Annotated in this window: 21 protein-coding genes; 5 read left to right on the top strand and 16 right to left on the bottom strand. The window is 60.7% G+C overall.

All coding sequences use genetic code 11. The features are described 5' to 3' along the window. Positions 1-90 precede the first annotated feature (90 nt). The 5 genes from modC to ACQUTG_RS04305 form a co-directional block, all read right to left on the bottom strand. Positions 91-1,173: a molybdenum ABC transporter ATP-binding protein gene (gene modC / locus ACQUTG_RS04325; RefSeq protein WP_428918200.1), complete on the bottom strand. Its 1,083-nt coding sequence runs from the start codon at positions 1,171-1,173 to the stop codon at positions 91-93. Beyond that, on the bottom strand, positions 1,170-1,847 hold the full coding sequence (modB, locus tag ACQUTG_RS04320) for a molybdate ABC transporter permease subunit (RefSeq protein WP_428918199.1): 678 nt from the start codon (positions 1,845-1,847) through the stop codon (positions 1,170-1,172). The genes modC and modB overlap by 4 nt, the downstream gene beginning before the upstream one ends. 29 nt (positions 1,848-1,876) lie before the next feature. Continuing rightward, positions 1,877-2,686: a molybdate ABC transporter substrate-binding protein gene (modA, locus tag ACQUTG_RS04315; RefSeq protein WP_428918198.1), complete on the bottom strand. Its 810-nt coding sequence runs from the start codon at positions 2,684-2,686 to the stop codon at positions 1,877-1,879. Positions 2,687-2,806: 120 nt separating this feature from the next. Further along, on the bottom strand, positions 2,807-3,757 hold the full coding sequence (locus ACQUTG_RS04310; protein WP_428918197.1) for a sterol desaturase family protein: 951 nt from the start codon (positions 3,755-3,757) through the stop codon (positions 2,807-2,809). A 107-nt stretch (positions 3,758-3,864) separates the two neighbouring features. Beyond that, positions 3,865-4,686 (bottom strand): glutathione S-transferase family protein, encoded by an 822-nt coding sequence (locus ACQUTG_RS04305; protein WP_428918196.1) that lies wholly within the window; start codon positions 4,684-4,686, stop codon positions 3,865-3,867. Positions 4,687-4,747: 61 nt separating this feature from the next. Here ACQUTG_RS04305 and ACQUTG_RS04300 point away from each other — a divergent pair, with 61 nt between their 5' ends. Beyond that, on the top strand, positions 4,748-5,725 hold the full coding sequence (locus ACQUTG_RS04300; protein WP_428918195.1) for an META domain-containing protein: 978 nt from the start codon (positions 4,748-4,750) through the stop codon (positions 5,723-5,725). Here the strand turns inward: ACQUTG_RS04300 and ACQUTG_RS04295 are convergent. The 4 genes from ACQUTG_RS04295 to ACQUTG_RS04280 form a co-directional block, all read right to left on the bottom strand. Then, a complete protein-coding gene (locus tag ACQUTG_RS04295; RefSeq protein WP_428918194.1) occupies positions 5,701-6,534 on the bottom strand; it encodes a substrate-binding periplasmic protein in 834 nt (277 codons plus the stop codon). The two genes, ACQUTG_RS04300 and ACQUTG_RS04295, sit on opposite strands and share 25 nt — an antisense overlap. 132 nt (positions 6,535-6,666) lie before the next feature. Then, complete coding sequence (locus ACQUTG_RS04290; protein WP_428918193.1) at positions 6,667-7,722, bottom strand: quaternary amine ABC transporter ATP-binding protein; 1,056 nt, start codon at positions 7,720-7,722, stop codon at positions 6,667-6,669. A 10-nt stretch (positions 7,723-7,732) separates the two neighbouring features. Continuing rightward, complete coding sequence (locus tag ACQUTG_RS04285) at positions 7,733-8,767, bottom strand: ABC transporter permease (RefSeq protein ID WP_428918192.1); 1,035 nt, start codon at positions 8,765-8,767, stop codon at positions 7,733-7,735. A 95-nt stretch (positions 8,768-8,862) separates the two neighbouring features. Beyond that, positions 8,863-9,834 carry an ABC transporter substrate-binding protein gene (locus ACQUTG_RS04280; RefSeq protein ID WP_428918191.1) on the bottom strand — a complete coding sequence of 324 codons (972 nt, stop codon included), beginning with the start codon at positions 9,832-9,834 and terminating at the stop codon, positions 8,863-8,865. A gap of 282 nt (positions 9,835-10,116) precedes the next feature. Here ACQUTG_RS04280 and ACQUTG_RS04275 point away from each other — a divergent pair, with 282 nt between their 5' ends. The 3 genes from ACQUTG_RS04275 (at position 10,117) to ACQUTG_RS04265 (ending at position 12,684) form a co-directional block, all read left to right on the top strand. Next, positions 10,117-11,217: a M14 family zinc carboxypeptidase gene (locus tag ACQUTG_RS04275; RefSeq protein WP_428918190.1), complete on the top strand. Its 1,101-nt coding sequence runs from the start codon at positions 10,117-10,119 to the stop codon at positions 11,215-11,217. 1 nt (position 11,218) lies between these two features. Continuing rightward, entirely contained in the window at positions 11,219-11,956 is a 738-nt protein-coding gene (locus ACQUTG_RS04270) for an alpha/beta fold hydrolase (protein ID WP_428918189.1), read from the top strand. Positions 11,957-12,066: 110 nt separating this feature from the next. Next, positions 12,067-12,684, top strand: coding sequence for a glutathione S-transferase family protein (locus tag ACQUTG_RS04265; RefSeq protein ID WP_428918188.1), 618 nt, complete (start codon positions 12,067-12,069; stop codon positions 12,682-12,684). Here ACQUTG_RS04265 and ACQUTG_RS04260 read toward each other — a convergent pair. Beyond that, positions 12,675-13,790, bottom strand: coding sequence for a GGDEF domain-containing protein (locus ACQUTG_RS04260; protein ID WP_428918187.1), 1,116 nt, complete (start codon positions 13,788-13,790; stop codon positions 12,675-12,677). The genes ACQUTG_RS04265 and ACQUTG_RS04260 overlap by 10 nt on opposite strands. 181 nt (positions 13,791-13,971) lie before the next feature. Here ACQUTG_RS04260 and ACQUTG_RS04255 point away from each other — a divergent pair, with 181 nt between their 5' ends. After that, on the top strand, positions 13,972-14,586 hold the full coding sequence (locus ACQUTG_RS04255) for a DUF4202 domain-containing protein (RefSeq protein WP_428918186.1): 615 nt from the start codon (positions 13,972-13,974) through the stop codon (positions 14,584-14,586). A 46-nt stretch (positions 14,587-14,632) separates the two neighbouring features. On the opposite strand, the gene trpC is transcribed toward ACQUTG_RS04255, so the two are convergent. The 6 genes from trpC to rpe form a co-directional block, all read right to left on the bottom strand. After that, positions 14,633-15,454 carry an indole-3-glycerol phosphate synthase TrpC gene (gene trpC / locus ACQUTG_RS04250; protein ID WP_428918185.1) on the bottom strand — a complete coding sequence of 274 codons (822 nt, stop codon included), beginning with the start codon at positions 15,452-15,454 and terminating at the stop codon, positions 14,633-14,635. A gap of 170 nt (positions 15,455-15,624) precedes the next feature. After that, positions 15,625-16,653 (bottom strand): anthranilate phosphoribosyltransferase, encoded by a 1,029-nt coding sequence (gene trpD, locus ACQUTG_RS04245; protein ID WP_428918184.1) that lies wholly within the window; start codon positions 16,651-16,653, stop codon positions 15,625-15,627. Between the two features lie 14 nt (positions 16,654-16,667). Next, positions 16,668-17,252, bottom strand: a complete 585-nt coding sequence (locus ACQUTG_RS04240; RefSeq protein WP_428918183.1) for an anthranilate synthase component II — start codon at positions 17,250-17,252, stop codon at positions 16,668-16,670. A 16-nt stretch (positions 17,253-17,268) separates the two neighbouring features. Then, entirely contained in the window at positions 17,269-18,756 is a 1,488-nt protein-coding gene (gene trpE / locus ACQUTG_RS04235) for an anthranilate synthase component I (RefSeq protein ID WP_428918182.1), read from the bottom strand. Positions 18,757-18,992: 236 nt separating this feature from the next. Next, positions 18,993-19,682, bottom strand: coding sequence for a phosphoglycolate phosphatase (locus ACQUTG_RS04230; protein ID WP_428918181.1), 690 nt, complete (start codon positions 19,680-19,682; stop codon positions 18,993-18,995). Beyond that, the gene (gene rpe, locus ACQUTG_RS04225; protein ID WP_428918180.1) at positions 19,679-20,365 is read right to left on the bottom strand and encodes a ribulose-phosphate 3-epimerase; all 687 of its coding nucleotides are present in this window, start codon (positions 20,363-20,365) and stop codon (positions 19,679-19,681) included. Before rpe ends, ACQUTG_RS04230 begins: the two co-directional genes overlap by 4 nt. Between the last annotated feature and the right edge of the window lie 101 nt (positions 20,366-20,466).

The raw sequence follows: 20,466 nt of genomic DNA, 5'->3' as shown, positions 1-20,466 counted from the left end.
GTGGGCATCGGATGAATTCAATGCCTACAGGTTAAACGCTGGGGCCGTCACCGGCTGCGGCCAAAGAGGCCATAGCTCGTGCTCGGGGTGTCAGTCGACGATGGCAACCGACTTCACCTGCATCCAGACCCGCTGGCCGGGGTGCAGTGACAGGGTGTGAACCGACCGGCTGGTGAGCCGGGCCAGAAAGGGGGTATTCCCCGCCATGAGTCGGACCATAGACGTGCCCGGGCTCAGGTCCGAAGCGATTTCATCAATGGTGGCGGGCACCAGGTTCTGGGTGCTCTGTTCGGTGAGCTGGCTAAGGGCAATACTGATGTCCCTTGCCATCACCTGCAGGCGAATCCGTTGTCCGGTGGACAGTGCGGCGTCGTCCCGCAACCACAAGTGGCCACCGTCAAAGTCGGCCCGGCAAAGATGCCATTGCTCATCGCGCTGGCCGATCACCGCATCCATGATCACACCGGCGTCCTCCTCAAGGCCGAAAGGTTGGTCGGTGCGGGCCAGAGTCTGTTGCAACGGTCCCTCGGCAACCACCTGGCCGTTGTCCATCATCACGATGTGATCCGCAAGCCGCGCGACCTCAGCAGTGGAATGGGACACATAGAGGATGGGAATGGCCAGGGAATCCCTGAGGGTTTCCAGGTAGGGCATGATCTCCTGCTTGCTGCGTGCATCCAGGGCCGAGAGCGGCTCGTCCATCAGCAACAGATCGGGGCTGGTCAGCAGTGCCCGGGCAACGGCGACCCTCTGGCGTTCACCGCCGGACAGGCGCTCGGGCATGCGCTCGAGCAGGTAACCAAGTCCCAGCCAGTTCACCGCCTGGTCAAAGCCGATCCGGCGCCGGGCCTCCGGAATCCGGCGGAAGCCGTAATTGAGATTCCGGCGCACGCTCAGGTGCGGGAACAGGCTGGTTTCCTGGAAGACATAGGCCAGGGAACGCTGGTGCACCGGCAGGCTCCGGGAGCCGTCCTGCCAGGTTTCGCCATTGACGGTCAGGGCGCCGTCGGCGGCCTGGAGTCCGGCAATGCATCGCAGCAGGGTGGTCTTGCCGCAGCCGGAGTGTCCGAAAAGCGCGGTGACGCCAGTGCCCGGCAGCTCCAGGTCGACCTCGAGCCGGAATGCTCCGAATCCGCACTGGAAGCGCGCCTGGATGCCAGCGGAACCGGTCATTTCATCACCCCGGGCTGAAGGCGGCCGTTGAGGCTGTACAGGCTCAACAGGACGATAAAGGAAAACGCCAGCATGCCGGCGGCCAGCCAGTGTGCCGAACCATAATCCAGGGCCTCGACATGGTCATAGATGGCCACTGACAGCACCTTGGTCTCGCCCGGAATATTGCCTCCGATCATTAGTACCACGCCGAATTCGCCCACCGTGTGGGCAAAGGTCAATACCGCGGCACTGAGAAAGCCGGGGCGCGCCAGCGGCAGGACCACGGTGAAAAAGCGGTCCCGTGGCGATGCCCTGAGTGTCGCGGCCACCTCCAGCAGGCGTTGGTCAATGGTCATGAAGCTGTTCTGCAGGGGCTGCACAGTGAACGGCAGGGAGTAGATGATCGAGGCAATCACCAGGCCCTCGAAGGTGAACGGCAGTAGTCCGAGGCCCAGCTGTTCGGTCAGTCGTCCCACCAGGCCATCCGGCCCCATCACGATGAGCAGGTAAAAGCCCAGCACGGTGGGTGGCAGCACCAGGGGCAGGGCAATGAGGGCAGATACCGGTTGCCGCGACCAATGCTGGCTGCGGGCCAGCCACCAGGCCAGCGGGGTGCCGATGATCAGTAACAGTATTGTGGTGATGCCTGCCAGTTTCAGTGTCAGCCAGACGGCCTGCCATTCCGGGCCCATGAAATCTCCGTCGCCTAGGTCTGCCGGGTTCAGGGCTCCGGCCTGTCACCGGTATCGTAGCCGTCTTTTTCGATGATTGCCCGTGCTTCGTCGCTGCCCAGGAACTCCAGCCAGGCCCGCGCGGTTTCCGGATATTTGCTCCGGGCCAGCAGGATGGCCTGCTGGTCAATGGGTTGGTGCAGCGACGCGGGGACGACCCAGCTGGCACCGTTCTCGCCGTCCCAGGCCCGCAGCTGCGCAAGGGCGACAAAGCCCGCCTCGGCATTGCCGGTGGCGACAAACTGGAAGGTCTGGGCGATGGAATCACCACGGACCAGACGGCGCTGGACAATGCTTTTCAGGCCCAGGGCGTCAAGCACTTCCATGGCGGCGACACCATAGGGCGCCGTACGGGGGTTGCCAATGGCCAGCCGCGGGCCCGTGCTGGCAGCAAGGTAGGCCTCAGGGTCATTGAACGCATCCACGGAACGGCTCCACAGGGCGAGCCGCCCTCGGGCGTAGGTGAAGCGGCTGCCGGCCACCCCCAGTTCCTGCTGTTCGAGCAATTCCGGTCGGTGCCGGTCAGCGGCCAGGAACACGTCGAAGGGGGCGCCCTGGCGAATCTGGGCATAGAGCTTGCCGGTGGAGCCATAACTGGCGCGGACCTGATGGCCGGTCTGCTGCTCGAACAGGGGAATCAGCTTTTGCATGGTGCCGGTAAAGTTTGCCGCGACCGCTGCGGTCAGGGTTTCGGCGCTGGTGGATACCGCAACGGTTGCCAACAACAGGCCAGCCATGCCGGCACAGATGCTCCGCCAGCCAGGGCATCGGCGGGAATATGGTTCGGGAGCTGCTGCCATGGGTCCTCGGCGTTTGGTTCATCAGGGATTACTGAAGTCAGATCATGCCACAGGCCGGGGCGGTATTCGAACCCGGGTAGCCCTTGCCGAGAGCGGGTGAGGGGCGGGATCTGCCCGGATTCAGTCCCGGGCCTTTCGCGAATCCCGCGGGCGAACCGGTCGCTGCCATTCCGGGGCACGCCATAAATGGCTCAGTCGTGACCACATGCCTCCGGGGCGCGACATGTCGCGGAAAAGATCCACGTACTCGTGGGTCCAGAGCACCAGCAGGTTGTTCGAGGGAACCGGCCGGGTTATTCCATAGTCCGGCGGGTCCTTGGCGTCTTCGTCCACGAAGGTTCCGAACAGCCGGTCCCAGACAATCAGGGTGCCGCCGTAATTGCGGTCAATGTAGCCGGGGTTGCGGCCGTGGTGCACCCGGTGATGGCTGGGGGTATTGAACACCAGTTCGATCCAGCCGGGCAGCCGGCTCACCAGAGTGGTGTGGATAAAGAATTGGTACACGAGGGAAAAAGCATAGGCGACACCGATCCAGACCGGATTGAAGCCGATCAGGGCGAGGGGCAGGTAAAAGATCCACATGCCGTTGAAGATGTTGGTGGCATTCTGGCGCATGGCCGTGGAGAAGTTCATCCGCTCGGAGGAGTGGTGTACCACATGGGCGGCCCAGAACCAGCGCATCCGGTGACTGGCCCGATGCATCCAGTAAAAACAGAAATCGACGCCGAGGAAGGTCAGGAACGCGGTGAGCCAGTTGAGATCGAGATCCAACAGCCGGTAGTGGTAGCACAGGGCATAAACCGGGAAGGCGATCACGCCGGCAAACAGCAGTTCGGTGACCTGGTAACCGGCGCCGAGCGCAAAGTTGCGGACCGCTTCCCGGGCATCCATCAGCCTCGGATCATGGCGGATCTTCAGGTATTCCCACAGGGCCACGGCGATGAAGACCGGCGTGGCAAACACGAAGATCAGCTGGCGCTCATCCAGGGCCAGCCAGGGCGCAACCTGCTGCCAGAGTGCCATCAGGCCGCTGTCTTCGAGCACGGCCTGCATCATGTTCATCAAAGCCATAACCTGTTCCGATCCGGTCATTACCTGGAGTCTATATTGGCACAGGCGCTCAGGATTGCATTGTCGGTTTGCGTCAGGCCCATTGGCGTTTTACGCCAATTTCCGGTTCAGCGCTGACGGTGTTCCCGGTACAGGCGGGCCAGCGGCTCGATCTGTTCCCGCCACTGGTCGAGCCAGTTTCGCATGTCCGGCAACAGCCGCTGCCGCTTTGGCCAGGGCACCGGGTATTGTGGCGGCTGAAACAGCGGCGCGAGTAGTGCACCGGCGGTGAGGTCGGCACGGGAGAAACGGTCGCCGGCCAGGTATGGCCGCTGCTGGTAGGTGTCTGCCAGTTCAGTAAGCAGCGTTTCCAGAACCTGCTGCGAGGAATCCGCTGTTTTCTGGTTGATCTTCATCCAGTCTCGCATGATTTCGTCAACCCGGCTGAAGGCCAGGCTCAGCAGAATGCGGTTATAGAAGGGAGTGCCGGAGGCCAGCATGGGAACCACCAGCTTGGGACGCTGCAACAGATAATGATAGGCCCAGCAACGCACTGCCGGGCCGGCCTCGTCATCCAGGCGTTTTTCCCAGGCCAGTGCCTGGTCCCGGATTTCCGGGTCGGACGGGGTCAACGGGTGTTCCGGAAACGTCTCGTCCAGGTAGTCGATAATTGCGGAAGAGCCCTGGATGATCTCGCCATCGTGGTCCAGTACCGGGACCGAGGAAGCCTTGCCTGTGAGCGCCCGGATGGTCTTGACGTGCTGGCCGGGCAGCAGGCTCACCGGCTGGTAGCGGATACCTTTGTAGTCCAGGGCCCAGCGGACTTTCTCACTGTAATGGGAAATGGCGAACTGGTAGAGCCGGACGGGCATGGCAGCAACCTCAGTGATATGAATCAGGTCACCTACCATACCGTCGAATCCGCAACTCGGCCAGCGGACCTTTGTCATGGCGGTGCCGGTGCGACCGGCTTACAATACCCGTCCTATTATCGGGATCAACGGAGAGATCATGTTTGTACGATACCGCACAGGGACAGCCGTTCTGATCATTGCCGGACTGCTGGGAGGTTGTGCCGCCACCGGGAAGTCCGGCGCCGGGGCCGAGCCGCAATCGGTCTTTCACTGTGGCCAGATGGAGATCCGGGTCACCCCCGGGGAAGAAGAGGGCCTGCTGGGAATCGATTACCTGGATCGTCGACTGCTGCTCAAGCCCTCCAGGAGCGCTTCAGGTGCCCTGTATGTAGCGCCGGGTGATGACCAGACCCGGTTCTGGAACAAGGGGGAACGGGCAACCTTGACCCTCCGGGGCGAGACCTACCCGGAATGCCTGGTGCCCGGGGCGGTGGAAATGCCATTCGAGGCCAGGGGCAACGAGCCGTTCTGGCGAGCGGTGGTCTCCGGTAACGAGTTCCGGCTTGAACGTCCCTTCGAAAAGGACAGCGTGAAACGGCTTGAAGTGGAAAAGGTGATGGCTGACCGCCATGGCCGGGAATTCCTGGCCAGAGGCGACGAGCTCAATGTCCGCCTGACGGTGGCCCGCCAGTTATGCCAGGACAGCATGTCTGGCGCCCAATATCCGGCCCAGACCCGGTTGACGGTGAACGGGCAAACCTACAATGGCTGCGGGGGGGATCCACAGCGGTTGCTACGGGGCGCAGAGTGGGTCGTGGAGGACATTGCCGGTGGCGGTATTATCGACAGCTCCCGGGTAACCATCCGTTTCCTGTCTGACAACCGGGTTGCCGGGCTCGGATCCTGCAACCGTTACACCGGTAGCTACCAGCTGACCGGCGAAGGCATCGGGTTCGGTGCCATTGCCGCAACCCGTATGGCCTGCGCACCGGCACTGATGGGTCAGGAAGCCCGTTTCCTCCGGATACTCGGTGAGGTTTCCCGGGTACGGATCGGGCCCGAGGGGCAGCTGCAGCTGAGCACCCCGTCCGGGGCAACCATTACCGCGTTTCAGTCCACCGGGGACACGCCGTAGCCCGCGAGGATTTCCGTCAGGCGGCCGGAGGCCCGGAGCTCCCGGATACCACGGCTGAGCGTATCGGCCAGCTCTGCCGAGCGGGGACTGGCGGGCGAGAAGGCAATATAGACCTGCGTGTTGTAGAGAGCGCCTGCGCTGCGGAGCTGAACGCCGGGGAGCTGATGGCGGAGGGTCCAGGCCATGACATCCCGGTCCTCGGGCAGAACATCGGAACGCTCCTCCAGAATCAGTTTGATGGCGCGCTCCAGGGGCGCCGGCCCCGAGAGAATCCATATCCGTTTCTGGTTGTCACGGTTACGCAGGATGTAGTCATCCAGTTCGGGGGAATAGGAATAGCCGTTGAGGGCAATCAGGGTCTGGTTCTGCAGCGAATCAATGCCCTCGTATTGCCAGTCCTGTCCGGGCTGGGTGTACAGCTCGATGTGGGAGGTGCCCAGGGCTTCTTCCGGGAAGACGAAGGCTGGGGCGTCTGAGATGAACGCACCGATGACGCCATCGATATGGCCGGTTTCGGCCTGTTCCAGTGCCCGCGCCCAGCTCATGTTCACGTAGCTCACCTCAAACCCCGCCAGTCCAAGGGCCTCGCGGGCCAGATCCACCATGTAGCCTTCGAACGCGGATCCGGAGACGCAGTTGTGGGGGCACCAGGGATCGGCGGCCAGAACCACAACCCGGTTTGCCGGGGAAGGGGTGTCTATGCCGGGCGAAGCGGCCGGCTGGATCTGTTCGGTCGGAGAACGGGGTGGCTCTTCCGTTGAGCAGGCCGAGAGAAACAACGTCAGTATGAGAAGGAAAACCTTGTGCATTGATCGGGACCGGTTAACCGCAGGTGAGCGGCGACTGCATTCATCATAGCCCCTCTCCTGCGGTTTGTAATCATCCCGCACCTGATGTCCCCAGCGCCACGCAGTAGATCAGCGAATTACCCGGACGGGACACTAGGCCCGTTGGCGTGACTCCGTTGCTGCGGCCGTCGGTACAAGCGCCCTGGTCAGGTCCTTCATATGCAGAGAGCCTACCTGTTGGCCATCCCGGACCACGCGGAATGCCAGGTCGGTATCGCCCCCGGAATGTTCCAGTACGGTCTCGAGGTTGTCCCGTTCGGAGATATCCCCCGCGTAGGTCTCTTCGGCCTCGCTGCCCGGCTTCATGACCGAGCGCACCCGCAGCACCCGGGCCCGGTTGATGTCGGAGATGAAGTCGACGATGTACGGGTCTCCCGGATTGAGGAGAATGTCCTGGGGATCCCCTTGCTGCACCACTTCACCATCCTTGAGGATGACCAGGTGGTCGGCCAGCTTGAGTGCTTCGTCCAGGTCGTGGGTGATGAACACGATGGTCTTGTGCAGCTCCTCCTGCAATTCCAGCAGCAGGTCCTGCATGTCCGAGCGGATCAGCGGGTCCAGCGCTGAAAACGCCTCGTCCATCAACATGATCGGGGCATCGGAAACCAGCGCCCGGGCAATCCCGACACGCTGCTGCATGCCGCCGGACAACTGGTGAGGGTACTGGTTCTCGTTGCCTTCCAGGCCCACCCGGGCCAACCATTTGCGGGCGTCAGCCTCAAAATCCGAGGTGGTGTAACCGCGGATGGCCTTGGCCATGCCGGCATTCTCCAGCACTGTCTTGTGGGGGAGCAGGGCGAACTTCTGGAACACCATCGACATGCGCTCCCGTCTGAGCTTGCGCAGCTGTTCCGCGTTGTAGCTGAGCACGTCCTCGCCATCGATCCGGATCTCCCCGGCCGTCGGCTCGATCAGGCGGTTGAGGTGGCGGATCAGGGTCGATTTTCCGGACCCGGACAAGCCCATGATCACGGTGATTTCACCGTTGCGAATATCCACGTTAATGTCCCGCAGGCCGAGGACATGATTCTGCTGTTCCAGCAGGTCGGCCTTATTCATGCCCCGGCGCACATACTCCAGAGCCACATCGGGAACCGGGCCGAAGATCTTGAACAGGTTTCTGATCGAAATCTTGATATCGTTTGCCACGAGATCTTCCTCACTGCTTCTGGGATGCATTGATACGTGCGAGCGATGCCTTGGTGACCCGGTCGAGGATCACCGCCAGGATGACGATGCCCAGGCCAGACACCAGACCAACACCCAGTTCCAGGTTCCGGATACCCCTCAGGACCAGCACACCCAACCCGGGTGCGGACACCAGGGAGGCGATCACAACCATGGCAAGGCTCATCATGATGGTCTGGTTCACCCCGGCCATGATGTTCGGCAGTGCCAGCGGGATCTGGACCTTGTAGAGCTTTTGACGGGGGGTCATGCCGAAGGCATCGGCCGCCTCAATCACGTCCTTGTCCACCAGTCGGATCCCCAGGTTGGTCAGGCGGATAACCGGGACAATGGCGTAGAGGATGATGGCAATGCCATAAAGCTTGGACTCGGTTACGCTGAACAGGAAGATCAGCGGAATCAGGTACACGAACGGCGGCAGCGTCTGCAGCATGTCCAGTACCGGGATGATGAGTCGCTGCAGGGTGTTGCTCCGGGCCATGGCGATTCCGATCGGCACGCCAAGCAAGACGCACAAAAAGGCGCAGACAAAGATAATGGCGAGGGTCTGCATGGCGTAGTCATAGTGATCGATGAACGCCAGCAGTATGATGCTGCCGCCAACGAACGCCATCAGTTTCCAGGATTTTGTGACCAGATAAACCACTGCCAGCAACAGCGGTATGACGATCCACCAGGGCGTATTGAGCATGGCGTACAGGGCACCATCCAGGAACCAGCTCAATGGCTGGGTCAGTGGATCGAGCACCAGGCTGAGGCTGTCCTTGATGGCGAGAAACCCCTGCTCAAGCCCCTTGGTCAGTTCCCGTGACTGGGGAAAGGCGGCGCAGGATTCGTTGAGCGCATCCATCGAGGGGAATGGTGCGTCCCAGATCGATTCCGGTTCGGTGCTGTCGCCCTTGGTCTTGGCCAACAGGGCGGCCATCGACATCGGGGCATCGCTCTGGCCTTGCGAGCACCACTCCTCAAGCCCGAGTGATGAAAATAACGAATCGTAGGTTGCCATCAGAGGTTAGCCTCTCCTGGGTATCTGGAGTCGGTTGGATTGGAAAGAAAGCCCGGGAGGGGCCGATAGAGGCGTCCCGGGCGGGGGTAGGCCGATCAGTTATCGAGAATGGCTGCCAGATTTTTCCGGGCCGAGTCGTTCAGCCAGGTGGACCACTCGTCGCTGTTATTGCTCAGGTAGTACACCGCTGCTTCCTCGCCGGACGCGTTGTTGGCGTCCATCCACGCCAGGATCGAGCTCATGGTCGAGGTCTGGAACGTCAGATTGCTGAGCATCTCGGCCACTTGCGGCTCACGCTCCTGGAAGTCCGTGGTCACCGAGGTCAGGATGGTGGCCGCGGGGAATTCGGAAACACCCGGGTTCTCAACATCCGGGGTCTGGTTCCGCTTGTGAACCTTGGGCTTGTATTCGCCCAGCTCCACTCGGGTCATGTCGTACTTACCCAGCGGTACGGTCGGGCCCCAGTAGTAACCGAACCAGGGTTCCTCGTTCTGGACCGCGGAAGCCATGGAAGAGGCGAGGGTTTCACCGGAACCGTGGTTGAAGACGTCGATACCGGACTCTTCAAGGTCCAGGGCACGAATCAGGTTGTCACTGACCACGCGGCAGCCCCAGCCATCGGGACAGTTGTTGAAACGACCGCCGACCAGTTCCGGGTTGGCCATCACGCCTTCGATGGTGGTGAGCTCCGGGTGCTTCTCCGCCAGGTAAGTGGGGATCCACCAGCCTTCAACACCACCCGGCTCCAGCACCTTGCCAAGGCGCTCAACCTTGCCCTGTTCTTCCAGACGGAGGTACGCCTCGCCGGCAGAGTTCAGCCACAACTCGGTGACGATGTCCGGTTCACCGTTCTCGGCCACCGAGGTGACAGCCGGCACGGTATCGGAGGGAACAATGGTGACATCGCAGCCATAGCCCTGCTCCATGATGAATTTGGCGACATTGGTAACGACCGTATTGGACGCCCAGTTCATCTCGGTAATGGATACTTCACCACACTGGTTGGCCTGGGCCATGCCGGGGATTGCCGCCGCACACAGGAGCGCGACAGAAGTAATCTTCTTCATGGTTACTTCTCCTTTGGAGTTGGTAACGCAGTAGAGCGCTTACAGGAATGACCAAACTGCGATCGCACAGGATCGGAGGGAGGGGTTGTTTTTGGAACCGCTACTGCGTTCTTCAAAACAAGATTTCTCGAAAGAATTCCCTTTCTAGCATAAGGAAATTGAATCGAGATTCAAGGAAATGGCCCAAAAGCGTCGTTTTTGCCGTCATATTTTCCGCGCGCCTGTCAACAATCTGTAGCTTCGGGGGGTTATCGTGAAAGGTTGTTGGCTGGAGGTGTTTGCATGACCGAATTACGTGATCTGACTCCCCACACGGCGATTGCCAATGAGCAATCGCAGCGGGGAGAGCGACAGCGGAAGCAGTTGAGAACCTTCCTGCCCGAGATGACGGCACTGGAGCGGATGCTGGCCGAAGCACCGGTGCAGGTGGAGAGTCGTGTGATTGATCATGTCGCCCTGGACGATCTGCATTTGCCGATTTACCGGGTAGATATCGGTTCGGCCAGGTCGGAGGCCCCCGCGGTGTTGCTTGTTGGCGGAGTACACGGGCTGGAGCGGATCGGGTCCCAGGTGGTCATGGCCTGGCTGGATGGCCTGCTGAAAAGGCTGACCTGGGATGAACAGCTGGCGACGCTGCTGGAGCGGGTTCACGTAACGGTTCTGCCCATCCTCAATCCGGGCGGGATGTACCTGAACCAGCGCAGTAACCCCAGTGGTGTGGATCTGATGCGGAATGCACCGATCACCGCCCAGGATCGCAGCGCGTTCCTGCTGGGTGGCCAGCGACTGTCGCGCAGGCTGCCCTGGTACATCGGAGATCCGGAGCAGGGCATGGAGGTGGAAAATCAGGCATTGGAAACTGTCATCCGGGAACTGTTGCCGGGACGGTCGTTCAGTGTTGCCCTGGATTGCCACAGCGGCTTTGGCTGGCAGGATCAGATCTGGTTTCCCTATGCCTACCGGCGACGACCCATGCGTCGGATCGCCGCCGTGATGGCCCTGAAGCTGATCTGGGAGCAGGCCTACCCGAATCACGACTACAAATTTGAGCCCCAGTCACGCCATTACCTGACCCATGGCGATCTCTGGGACTACTTCTACAAGCAGATCAACCGGGATAACCCCGGCGTCTTCCTGCCCCTGACCCTGGAAATGGGATCCTGGCGCTGGATCCGGAAGCGCCCGCGGCAGCTGTTCCGGCTCGATGGCCTGTTCAATCCCCTGGTGCCCCATCGGCACAAGCGGGTGCTACGCACACACCTCACCTGGATCGACTTTCTGCTCAATGCCGCCGCCAGCCACCGGAACTGGTTGCCGGAGCGGGAACAGGAGACCATGCTGAGGGAAGCGGCGATCATGCACTGGTACCGGAATTCGATCTGATATGCACTGGATACTGTTGCGGGGACTGACACGGGAGCAGGCGCACTGGGGGGATTTTCCGGTGGCGTTGCAGTCCGCGTTTCCCGGGCACCGTTTCCACGCGGTTGACCTTCCCGGCACCGGTGTCCATTACCGGCAGGATAGCCCCGGTACCATCGAAGGCATACGTCGGCAGGTCTGCCAGCAGGTCAATCACATCCCACGACCTTTCGGCATCATTGCCCTCTCCATGGGTGGCATGGTGGCACTGGATTGGGCCCAGAACGCGGAACTCGGGGAAATCCAGCAACTGGTGATGATCAATACCAGTTCCGGGTTCAGTCCGCCCTGGCGGCGGATGCGGCCTGCGGCCTGGCCCAGGGTTCTCAGGTTGCTGGCGCGTCGGGAGCTGTTTGACCGGGAGCGGGATCTGTTGAACCTGACCTCCAACCGGCCGGTGCCCCTGGCCCTGGCCAAACGCTGGTACAGCATCCAACGCCAGCGCCCGGTCAGCCTGGCCAATGCTTTCAACCAGCTGCGGGCCGCGGCGCGTTTTACCCCGGCACCCCGGCGACCGCTACCGGATGCCCTGTTGCTGGCCAGCCGGGGGGACCGGATCGTGCACTTCCAGTGCAGCGAAGCCCTGGAATCCCGCTGGCAATGGACCCTCCGATTACACCCCGACGCTGGCCACGACCTTCCGCTGGACGAACCGGGGTGGACACTGGAGCAGATCCGGAGCTGGCTGCCACGGAGTTAATCAGAGGCTCCTTAACAGTTGCTTGACGCAACTGTTTTTTGCGGTCAGTCTCTGTGCTGTTCTCAGCAATCATTTTCATCCATCCAACACCCGGAACGGAGCCGACCCCAATGAAGATCTTTGAAACAAAAACTGCCCCGAATCCCCGCCGCGTGCGCATGTTCATGGCCGAGAAGGGCCTGCTGGACGAGGCCGAATTCGTCGAGATCGACCTGCAGAAGGGCGAGAACCTGACACCGGAATACGTCGCCCGCAATCCGATGAAGAAAGTGCCGGTGATGGAACTGGATGACGGAACCTGCATTGCCGAGACCATGGCCATCTGCCGCTACTTCGAAGAGGCCTACCCCGATGCGCCCAAGCTGCTCGGTGAAACGCCGCTGGAAAAGGCTCACCTCGAACAATGGCTGCGCTGGATCGACTTCTACTTCTTCATGCCCACCGGCATGTGCTTCCAGCACACCACCGGCTATTTCAAGGACCGGATGAATCCCATCAAGGAATGGGGTGAGGAGTGTGGTCAGGGCGTCGAGAAGTTCATGCACTTCCTGGACAAGCACCTGGAAGGCAAGGAATACATCTGCTGCGACCGGTTCACAGCCGCCGACATCAATGCGTTTACGACCGTGGCCTTTGCCCGGGTGGTGAGCATCCGGATCAAGCCGGAGCAGACCAACCTGCAGGCCTGGTATGACCGGATCAAGGCGCGGCCGTCAGCTCAGGCTTGAGCCAACGTAACCGGTTCTCTGGCCGGATCCATCCTCACTCGGTTCCGGCCTTCTGATTTCGCTTGGTAAAGCCCGAGATCTGCGCTTGCAATCAGGTTTTCCGCTGAGTCCTCTTCGTTGAAGCAGGTCAACCCCAGGCTGATGGTTTGCCGCACAGAAATTTCCCGGCAACGATCCGGGTCTGGGCAACGGATGGGTGTGTTGGCCATGGCGGCAAGAATTTTACGAGCGACCTCCATGGCTCCTTCAGAGCCAGTGGCAGGTAACAGTACCAGGAATTCCTCACCTCCCCACCGGCAGACGGCGTCCTGTTGACGCAAGCTGGCGCCCAGGCGGACGGCTGTCTCCCGGAGTACCAGATCCCCGAAGTCGTGTCCATATGTGTCGTTGACGGCCTTGAAGTGGTCCAGATCTCCGATAATCAGGCAAAAGCGCTCCTGTTTATCACGCCGGGCACGGCTTATGGCATGTTTGATCAGTGGCAGGAAAGCGTGCCGGTTGAGTAGACCTGTCAGCTGGTCAGTGGTTGCCAGTTCTTTCATCCCCTGCTCGCTCAGGAATTGATGTTTGCCCAAACGACGCATGATTTCCGCGACAACCAAACCGATTATCAGCATGAGCAAAGGGCTAAAAAGGAAGGGAGCTAATCTGATTAGCGGAACCTCTACGAGTATGGCCGTAACGAGGAAAAGTATTAGGGGGATGGCGATCTGGATAAACCAATCCCTCATTCCCACAGTGGCGAGAAGGGTCACGCCTAAAAAACTGATCTCAAGCCTTCCACTGAACTCATTGAGCGATTCAGGCCAATGCTTGGCGTAGACCAGGAACAACCCCGACATCATCAGCGACAGGGAGAGTGACATCATCCTGATGAACGTTTTCGGGCGCCAATTGGGTTCACCGCAATAATGTGCCAGCAATGTGATAATGGTGCTGATGAAAACAGGTAACCTTGCAAGGGACTCGATCGACCAAAGCTCAGGATTCTGGGTGCCTCGTAAGTCATAGCTGAACTGATACGCGAGAAGAGCAGCGAGCAAAAGCCAGCCACTATAGAACGCAAAAACCCACTGCGTGCGCTCTTGGTAGGCCTGATAGGTCATTTGCCACTTCGGGGGAACAGGTGGATCACTCAGGCGCACGGTTTGAAGTTACTCCCCGAAAGTTTCAAAATGCATATTAAATTCTGTCCACAACCTATATGAAAAGCAAGTTCTGTTAAGTAATTCACACTTTAGTGACTTTACCTATACGGTAATTGTTTTATCCATTCCGGAGTTCCAGATGTCTGTGTCCGAGAGACTCGCTTGTACCCTGAGCCAAATTGATAAAGCCAACCAGGCCGACCCGAACCGGGAGGAGCTGGGTGGCGAGGCCCTGCCTCGGGAGTATGTCTACAGTCTGCATATGACCCGCTGGTTGTTTGAACTGGAACCTGAGCCTGGTGAGCGCATGCAGATCGCCTGCCGGGCCCAGCACATCGAGCGCTGGACCATGCCCCGGAGCGAGTTCGGTGAGGGCCGGAAGAATTATTACCAGTGGCGCCAGGCCTGTGGCCGCATGCATGGCCGCCGGGCGGCGGAAATCATGGCCGAGTGTGGTTATCCCGAGGAGGAGTGCCAGCGGGTGGAAACCATCCTGACCAAGCGGGAACTGCGCCAGGATCCGGACACCCAGTTACTGGAGGACGTGGCCTGCATGGTGTTCCTGGAGCGCTATTTTGCGCCGTTCTACGAGGAAAAGCCGGAGTATGACCGGGAAAAGTGGCTCCGGATTGTGCGCCGGACCTGGGGCAAGATGTCGCCCCGGGGGCATGAGGCGGCTCTGAAGTTGGCCAGCGGGATGCCGGCGCATTTACTGGAGTTATTGCAGGAAGCTTTGGCTGGTACTCGGGAGTAATACCTGGTGCACAGGCCGTCGGGTGGGCCTGTATCTGACTCCTCAGTCAGCTTTCTGGAAAAAACAGCTCTTTGAGCTTTTCGCCCGGCTCCTCCGCCCGCATGAACGATTCCCCTACCAGGAAACCGTAAATACCACGGTTGGTCATGGCTTCCACATCGTCCCGGGTCATGATCCCGCTCTCGGTGATGGTCAGCCGGTCCTGGCCGATCCGCTCGTGCAGGTCGAACGTGGTATCCAGGGACACCTCGAAAGTGTGCAGGTTCCGGTTGTTGATGCCGACCAGGGGCGTTTCCAGGGTTAGGGCGTCGTCCATCTCTTTCGGGTCGTGCACCTCCACCAGCACATCCAGCCCGATCTCCCGGGCGATGCCTTCCAGTTCCTGCATCTGGTAACGGGTCAGGCAGGCGGCAATCAGCAGGATACAGTCGGCGCCAATGGCGCGGCTCTCATAGACCTGGTAGGGCGCCACCATGAAATCTTTACGGATGACCGGCAGGCCGCAGGCGGCACGGGCGGCTTTCAGGTAGTCCTCGTGGCCCTGGAAGAAGTCACGGTCCGTCAGCACGGACAGGCAGGCCGCACCGCCTTTCTCATAACTCTCGGCGATCTCCGCCGGCACGAACGGATCCCGCAGGATGCCCTTGCTGGGAGAAGCCTTCTTGATCTCGGCAATCACGGCAGGGGTCTGTTGCTCGATGCGTGAGCGCATGGCATCGGCAAATCCCCGAGCGGGTGCCTGGTCCCCCGTCATGGCCTTCAAATCGTCAACGGTGACGCGGCGTTTGCGCTCATCGATTTCCTGCCATTTCCGGTCAATGATTTTTCGAAGGATGGTGGGAGTTTTATCCAGATGTCTGTCTGTCATGTCAGGCCCGTACCGGTAAATAGTGTGCGAGAGCGGAAGGGGAGGAGCTTTCCAAAACTGTCTGCAGCCAGGGATGGCTGCAGTCAAGCCCTACAGAGACGTACTTGCGGGCGTGTTTTGGATAGCTCCTCCCCTTCCTATCGTCCGGCTGCGAAGTTAGCAGGCCGGTATTAAAAACACTGCGAAAAATCAGCCAGCTCGGACATCTTGCCCGCAGCCAGCCCCGATCCCATGGCATCCAGCGCCATCTCAACGCCGGCTTTCGGCGTATCCGCCAGGCCGGCAATGTAGATGGCCGCACCGGCGTTCAGGGCGATGAGATCCCGCGCCTTCTCGGTGATCTCATCGTGCTCCCGGCCGAACGCGGCCTTGATCAGTTCCAGAGATTCCTCGGAGGAACCCACGTCCAGACCCACCAGCGACTGACTCTTGATGCCGAGATCTTCCGGGGTGATGTCATATTCGGTGATCTCCCCGTCCTTGAGCTCGGCCACGTGGGTGGCAGTGGCCAGGCTGATCTCGTCCAGGCCGTCCTTGGAGTGAACCACCATGATGTGCTCCGCGCCCAGGCGCTTCATCACTTCGGCCATCGGACGGCACAGCTCCCTGGTGAACACGCCGAGCAGCTGACGCTTGACTCCGGCCGGGTTCGTCATCGGGCCGAGGATGTTGAAGATGGTGCGGCAGCCCAGCTCCTTGCGCGGGCCGATGGCGTGTTTCATGGCGCCATGGTGAGCCGGGGCAAACATGAAGCCGACGCCGATCTGCTCCACACAGCGGGCCACCTGCTCAGGGGTCATGTCCAGGTTGATGCCCGCCTTCTCGATGAGATCCGCGCTTCCACTCTTGGACGATACGCCCCGGTTGCCGTGCTTGGCGACATAACCTCCGGCCGCTGCCACCACGAAAGAGGCCGCGGAAGAAACGTTAAACAGGTTGGCGCCGTCGCCGCCGGTACCGACAATGTCCACCAGTGGTTCAGCGTTGACGGTCACTCCGGTGGCCAGCTCGCGCATGACTTCGGTGGCGCCGGTAATCTCGTCAATGGTCTCGCTCTTGAGGCGCAATCCCATCAGGAAAGCCCCGATCTGCGCATCGGTGGCCTCGCCGTTCATGACGATACGCATGACCCCTTTCATTTCCTCCCGGGAAAGATCCAGGTTGGAGGCGATCCGGTTCAGAGCTTCTTTCATGTCCATGGAGAGTTGGCCTCTTATTTGTTTGTTCTCAGGAAGTTGCGCAGCAGTTCATGGCCCTGTTCGGTCATGATCGACTCGGGGTGGAACTGCACGCCTTCGATGGGCAGGGTTTTGTGGCGCACGCCCATGATTTCCTCGATGGAGCCGTCATCATTGCGGGTCCAGGCGGTGACTTCCAGGCAATCCGGCAGGGTGTTCTGGTCAATGACCAGGCTGTGGTATCGGGTGGCCTGTAACGGATTGCTCAGCCCCCGGAACACGCCGATGTCCTTGTGGTAGACCGGCGAGACCTTACCATGCATGACCCGGCCTGCCCGGACGATGTCGGCACCGTAGACCTGGCCGATGGCCTGATGGCCCAGACAGATACCGAGGATGGGCAGCTTGCCGGCAAAGTGGCGGATGGTGTCCATGGAAATGCCGGCTTCGTTCGGCGTGCAAGGACCCGGTGAGATCACCAGCCGTTCCGGTTGCAGAGCCTCGATCTGCTCGATGGTGATTTCATCGTTGCGATACACCCGGACGTCAGCGCCCAGCTCCGCCAGGTATTGCACCACGTTGTAGGTGAAGGAGTCGTAGTTATCGATCATCAGCAACATAATCCGTTCCTCCGCCTCAGTGGTCGTAATCGTTGTAGGTCATGGCCACGGCACGAAAAATTGCGCGGCCCTTGTTCATGGTTTCTTTCCACTCGAGGCGGGGAACTGAGTCCGCTACCACTCCGGCACCGGCCTGGATATGCAGGGTGTTGTCCTTGATCACTGCGGTGCGGATGGCAATGGCGGTATCCATGTTGCCGTTGAACGAGAGATAGCCCACCGCGCCCCCGTAAACGCCGCGCTTGACCGGCTCCAGTTCGTCGATGATTTCCATGGCCCGGATCTTGGGGGCACCGCTGAGGGTGCCGGCGGGCAGGGTAGCCCGCAGTACGTCCAGGCAGCTGGTATCTTCCTTCAGTCGGCCGGTCACGTTGGAGACGATGTGCATGACGTGGGAGTAGCGCTCCACAATCATCTTGTCGGTGACCTTGACGGTCCCGGTTTCCGAGACCCGGCCGGCGTCGTTGCGGCCCAGATCGATCAGCATCAGGTGCTCCGCAATCTCCTTCGGATCGGCCAGCAGTTCATTTTCCAGCGCCTTGTCCTCGGCATCGGTGGCGCCGCGTTTGCGGGTGCCGGCGATGGGCCGCACGGTCACCTCTTCATCTTCCACCCGGGCCAGGATTTCCGGGGACGAGCCGACAATGTGAAAGTCGTCCAGATCCAGGAAGTACATGTATGGCGAGGGATTGAGTACCCGCAGGGAACGGTACAGGTTCAGGGGCGGTGCCTCGAAGGGAATGGACATACGCTGGGAAATAACCGTCTGCATCACGTCGCCATCCAGCACGTATTCCTTGATCCGGTCGACGGCCGCTTCGAAGCGGTCCTGGGTGAAACCGGAGATGAAATCACCCTCGTCCACAGCCTTGCCGCGCAGGTGCTCCGGAGTACGGGGGGCATTGGCGGTCTGCCGGTGCAGCCGTGCTTCCAGTTCGTCGATGCGGGCCTGGGCCTGATCGTAGGCGCCTTCGGTGGCCGGGTCGACGTGGACAATCAGGTGCAGCTTGCCGCGCAGGTTGTCAAACACCACGATCTCGTCGGAGACCATCAGCAGGATATCCGGGGTGCCGATCCTGTCCGGCGGGCAGGAATGGCGCAGGCGCTTTTCGATGTAGCGCACGGTGTCATAGCCGAAATAGCCCACCAGACCGCCATTGAATCGCGGCAGCTCCGGCAGGTCCGGGGCATTGAAGCGCTTCTGGTACTCGTCGACGAACGCCAGCGGGTCTTCCACCTCTGCCTGCTCGACCACCTTGCCGTCCCGGCTGACTTCAATGCGGTGGTCATAGACCTTGAGAATTTCCCGGCTGGGCAGGCCGATGATGGAATAGCGGCCCCACTTCTCACCACCCTGGACGGATTCGAACAGGTAGGAATAGGGGCCACTGGCCAGCTTCAGGTAGGTGCTCAATGGTGTATCCAGGTCTGCCAGGACCTCGCGATACACGGGGATACGATTAAAGCCGGCGTGGGCGAGCTCGGAGAACTGCTCGGGTGTCATGTGTCGGTTTCCTGAATTCTGATCTGCATTTGCACGGAAAGGCCGGATGCCATTCCGTCGGGTGGTACGGTCTCGACAGGCGCGCGCCCGTCAGCCGCCAGGCCTGTTCAGCCGGTGCGCCATCGCCACCATCGTGTTGCGCGGGTTGTGAGGATGCCTCGCGCTGCAGTCAGATTCAGTCCCTGCACGGCAGGAATCTCCCGATACCAAGTGTTCAATGAAACGTCCTTGTGAGATTACAAAAGCTCGGCCAGTGAATCAACAATCGCGTCGGCCCCCAGGGTTTCCACCGATCCCCCGAAGTTGTAACCATAACGGACGGCCACGCAGGGAATGCCGGCGGCAATGGCGGCGTTCACATCGGCCGCGGAGTCGCCGACCATAACCGTCGTGCCGCGGGTGCCGCCGAGCTGCTCCATGGCATGCAGCAGTGGGCCAGGGCAGGGTTTCTTGACCGGCAAAGTGTCGCCGCCGACGCTCAGGTCGAACCAGTGGTCCAGATCCAGCTGCCTGAGCAGAGGCGCCACGAACTGTTCCGGTTTGTTGGTCACCACCGCCAGCCGGCAGCCGCTGTTTTTCAGGTGCGCCAGGCAGGCTTCCACCCCCGGGTAGACACGGGAGTGCTGGCCGTTGATCCGGCCGTAGTGATGGAAAAAGATCGCGAGGGCATCCTTGAAAAGGGCGTCGTCTTTCGGCTGCGCCGGTTCCCAGTCGGTCTTGCCGGCCAGGGCACGGCGCACCAGAACAGCGGCGCCGTTGCCCACCCAGTCCCGGACCTTGTCGATACCTGCCGGTGTCCGGCCCAGGTGCTCCAGCATCTGGTCCACCGCCGCGGCCAGGTCCGGTGCGCTGTCTACGAGGGTGCCATCCAGGTCGAACAGGGCAACGCCCGGCCAGCGGGCATTGAACAGGCCTTGGAGACTCATCCGCCAATCACCTTGCGCGCCTGCTCCAGTTCCTCCCGCATGGCGTCGATGGTGGTCTTGTAGTCCGGGGTATTGAAAATGGCAGAACCGGCGACGAAGGTGTCGGCACCGGCTTCGGCGATTTCCCGGATGTTATCGGTTTTCACGCCGCCATCGATTTCCAGCCGGATGTTGTAATTGCTGGCATCGATTTTCTTGCGGGCTTCGCGCAGCTTGTCCAGGGTGCCGGGGATGAACTTCTGGCCGCCAAAACCCGGGTTGACCGACATCAGCAGCACCATGTCGAGCTTGTCCATCACGTAATCCATATAGCTCAGCGGCGTGGCCGGGTTGAACACCAGGCCGGCCTTGCAGCCGCCGTCCCGGATCAGCTGCAGGGAACGGTCGATGTGGTTGGACGCCTCCGGGTGGAAGGTGATGTAACTGGCGCCGGCATCAATGAACATGCGAATCAGGTCGTCCACCGGGGACACCATCAGGTGAACATCAATGGGAGCGGTGACGCCGTGCTTACGCAGGGCTTCGCAGACCATGGGGCCGATGGTCAGGTTCGGCACGTAGTGATTGTCCATCACGTCGAAGTGCACCACATCGGCACCGGCGGCCAGCACATTGTCGACTTCCTCGCCCAGGCGGGCAAAATCGGCGGAGAGGATAGATGGGGCAATCAGGTACGGATTCATGATGTCTCTCTCAGTGGTGTTCGATAACAGTTCAGGGTGGTACGGAATCCGGAAGGTCCGGTTCCGGCCATGCCGTTCAATCGCTGGCCAGTTTACCAGTT

The sequence above is a fragment of the Marinobacter sp. DUT-1 genome, from assembly GCF_050379415.1.
Classification (GTDB): Bacteria; Pseudomonadota; Gammaproteobacteria; order Pseudomonadales; family Oleiphilaceae; genus Marinobacter.
The sequence above is the reverse complement of the archived record's forward strand: the minus strand, read 5'-3'. Positions and strand labels throughout refer to the sequence as shown.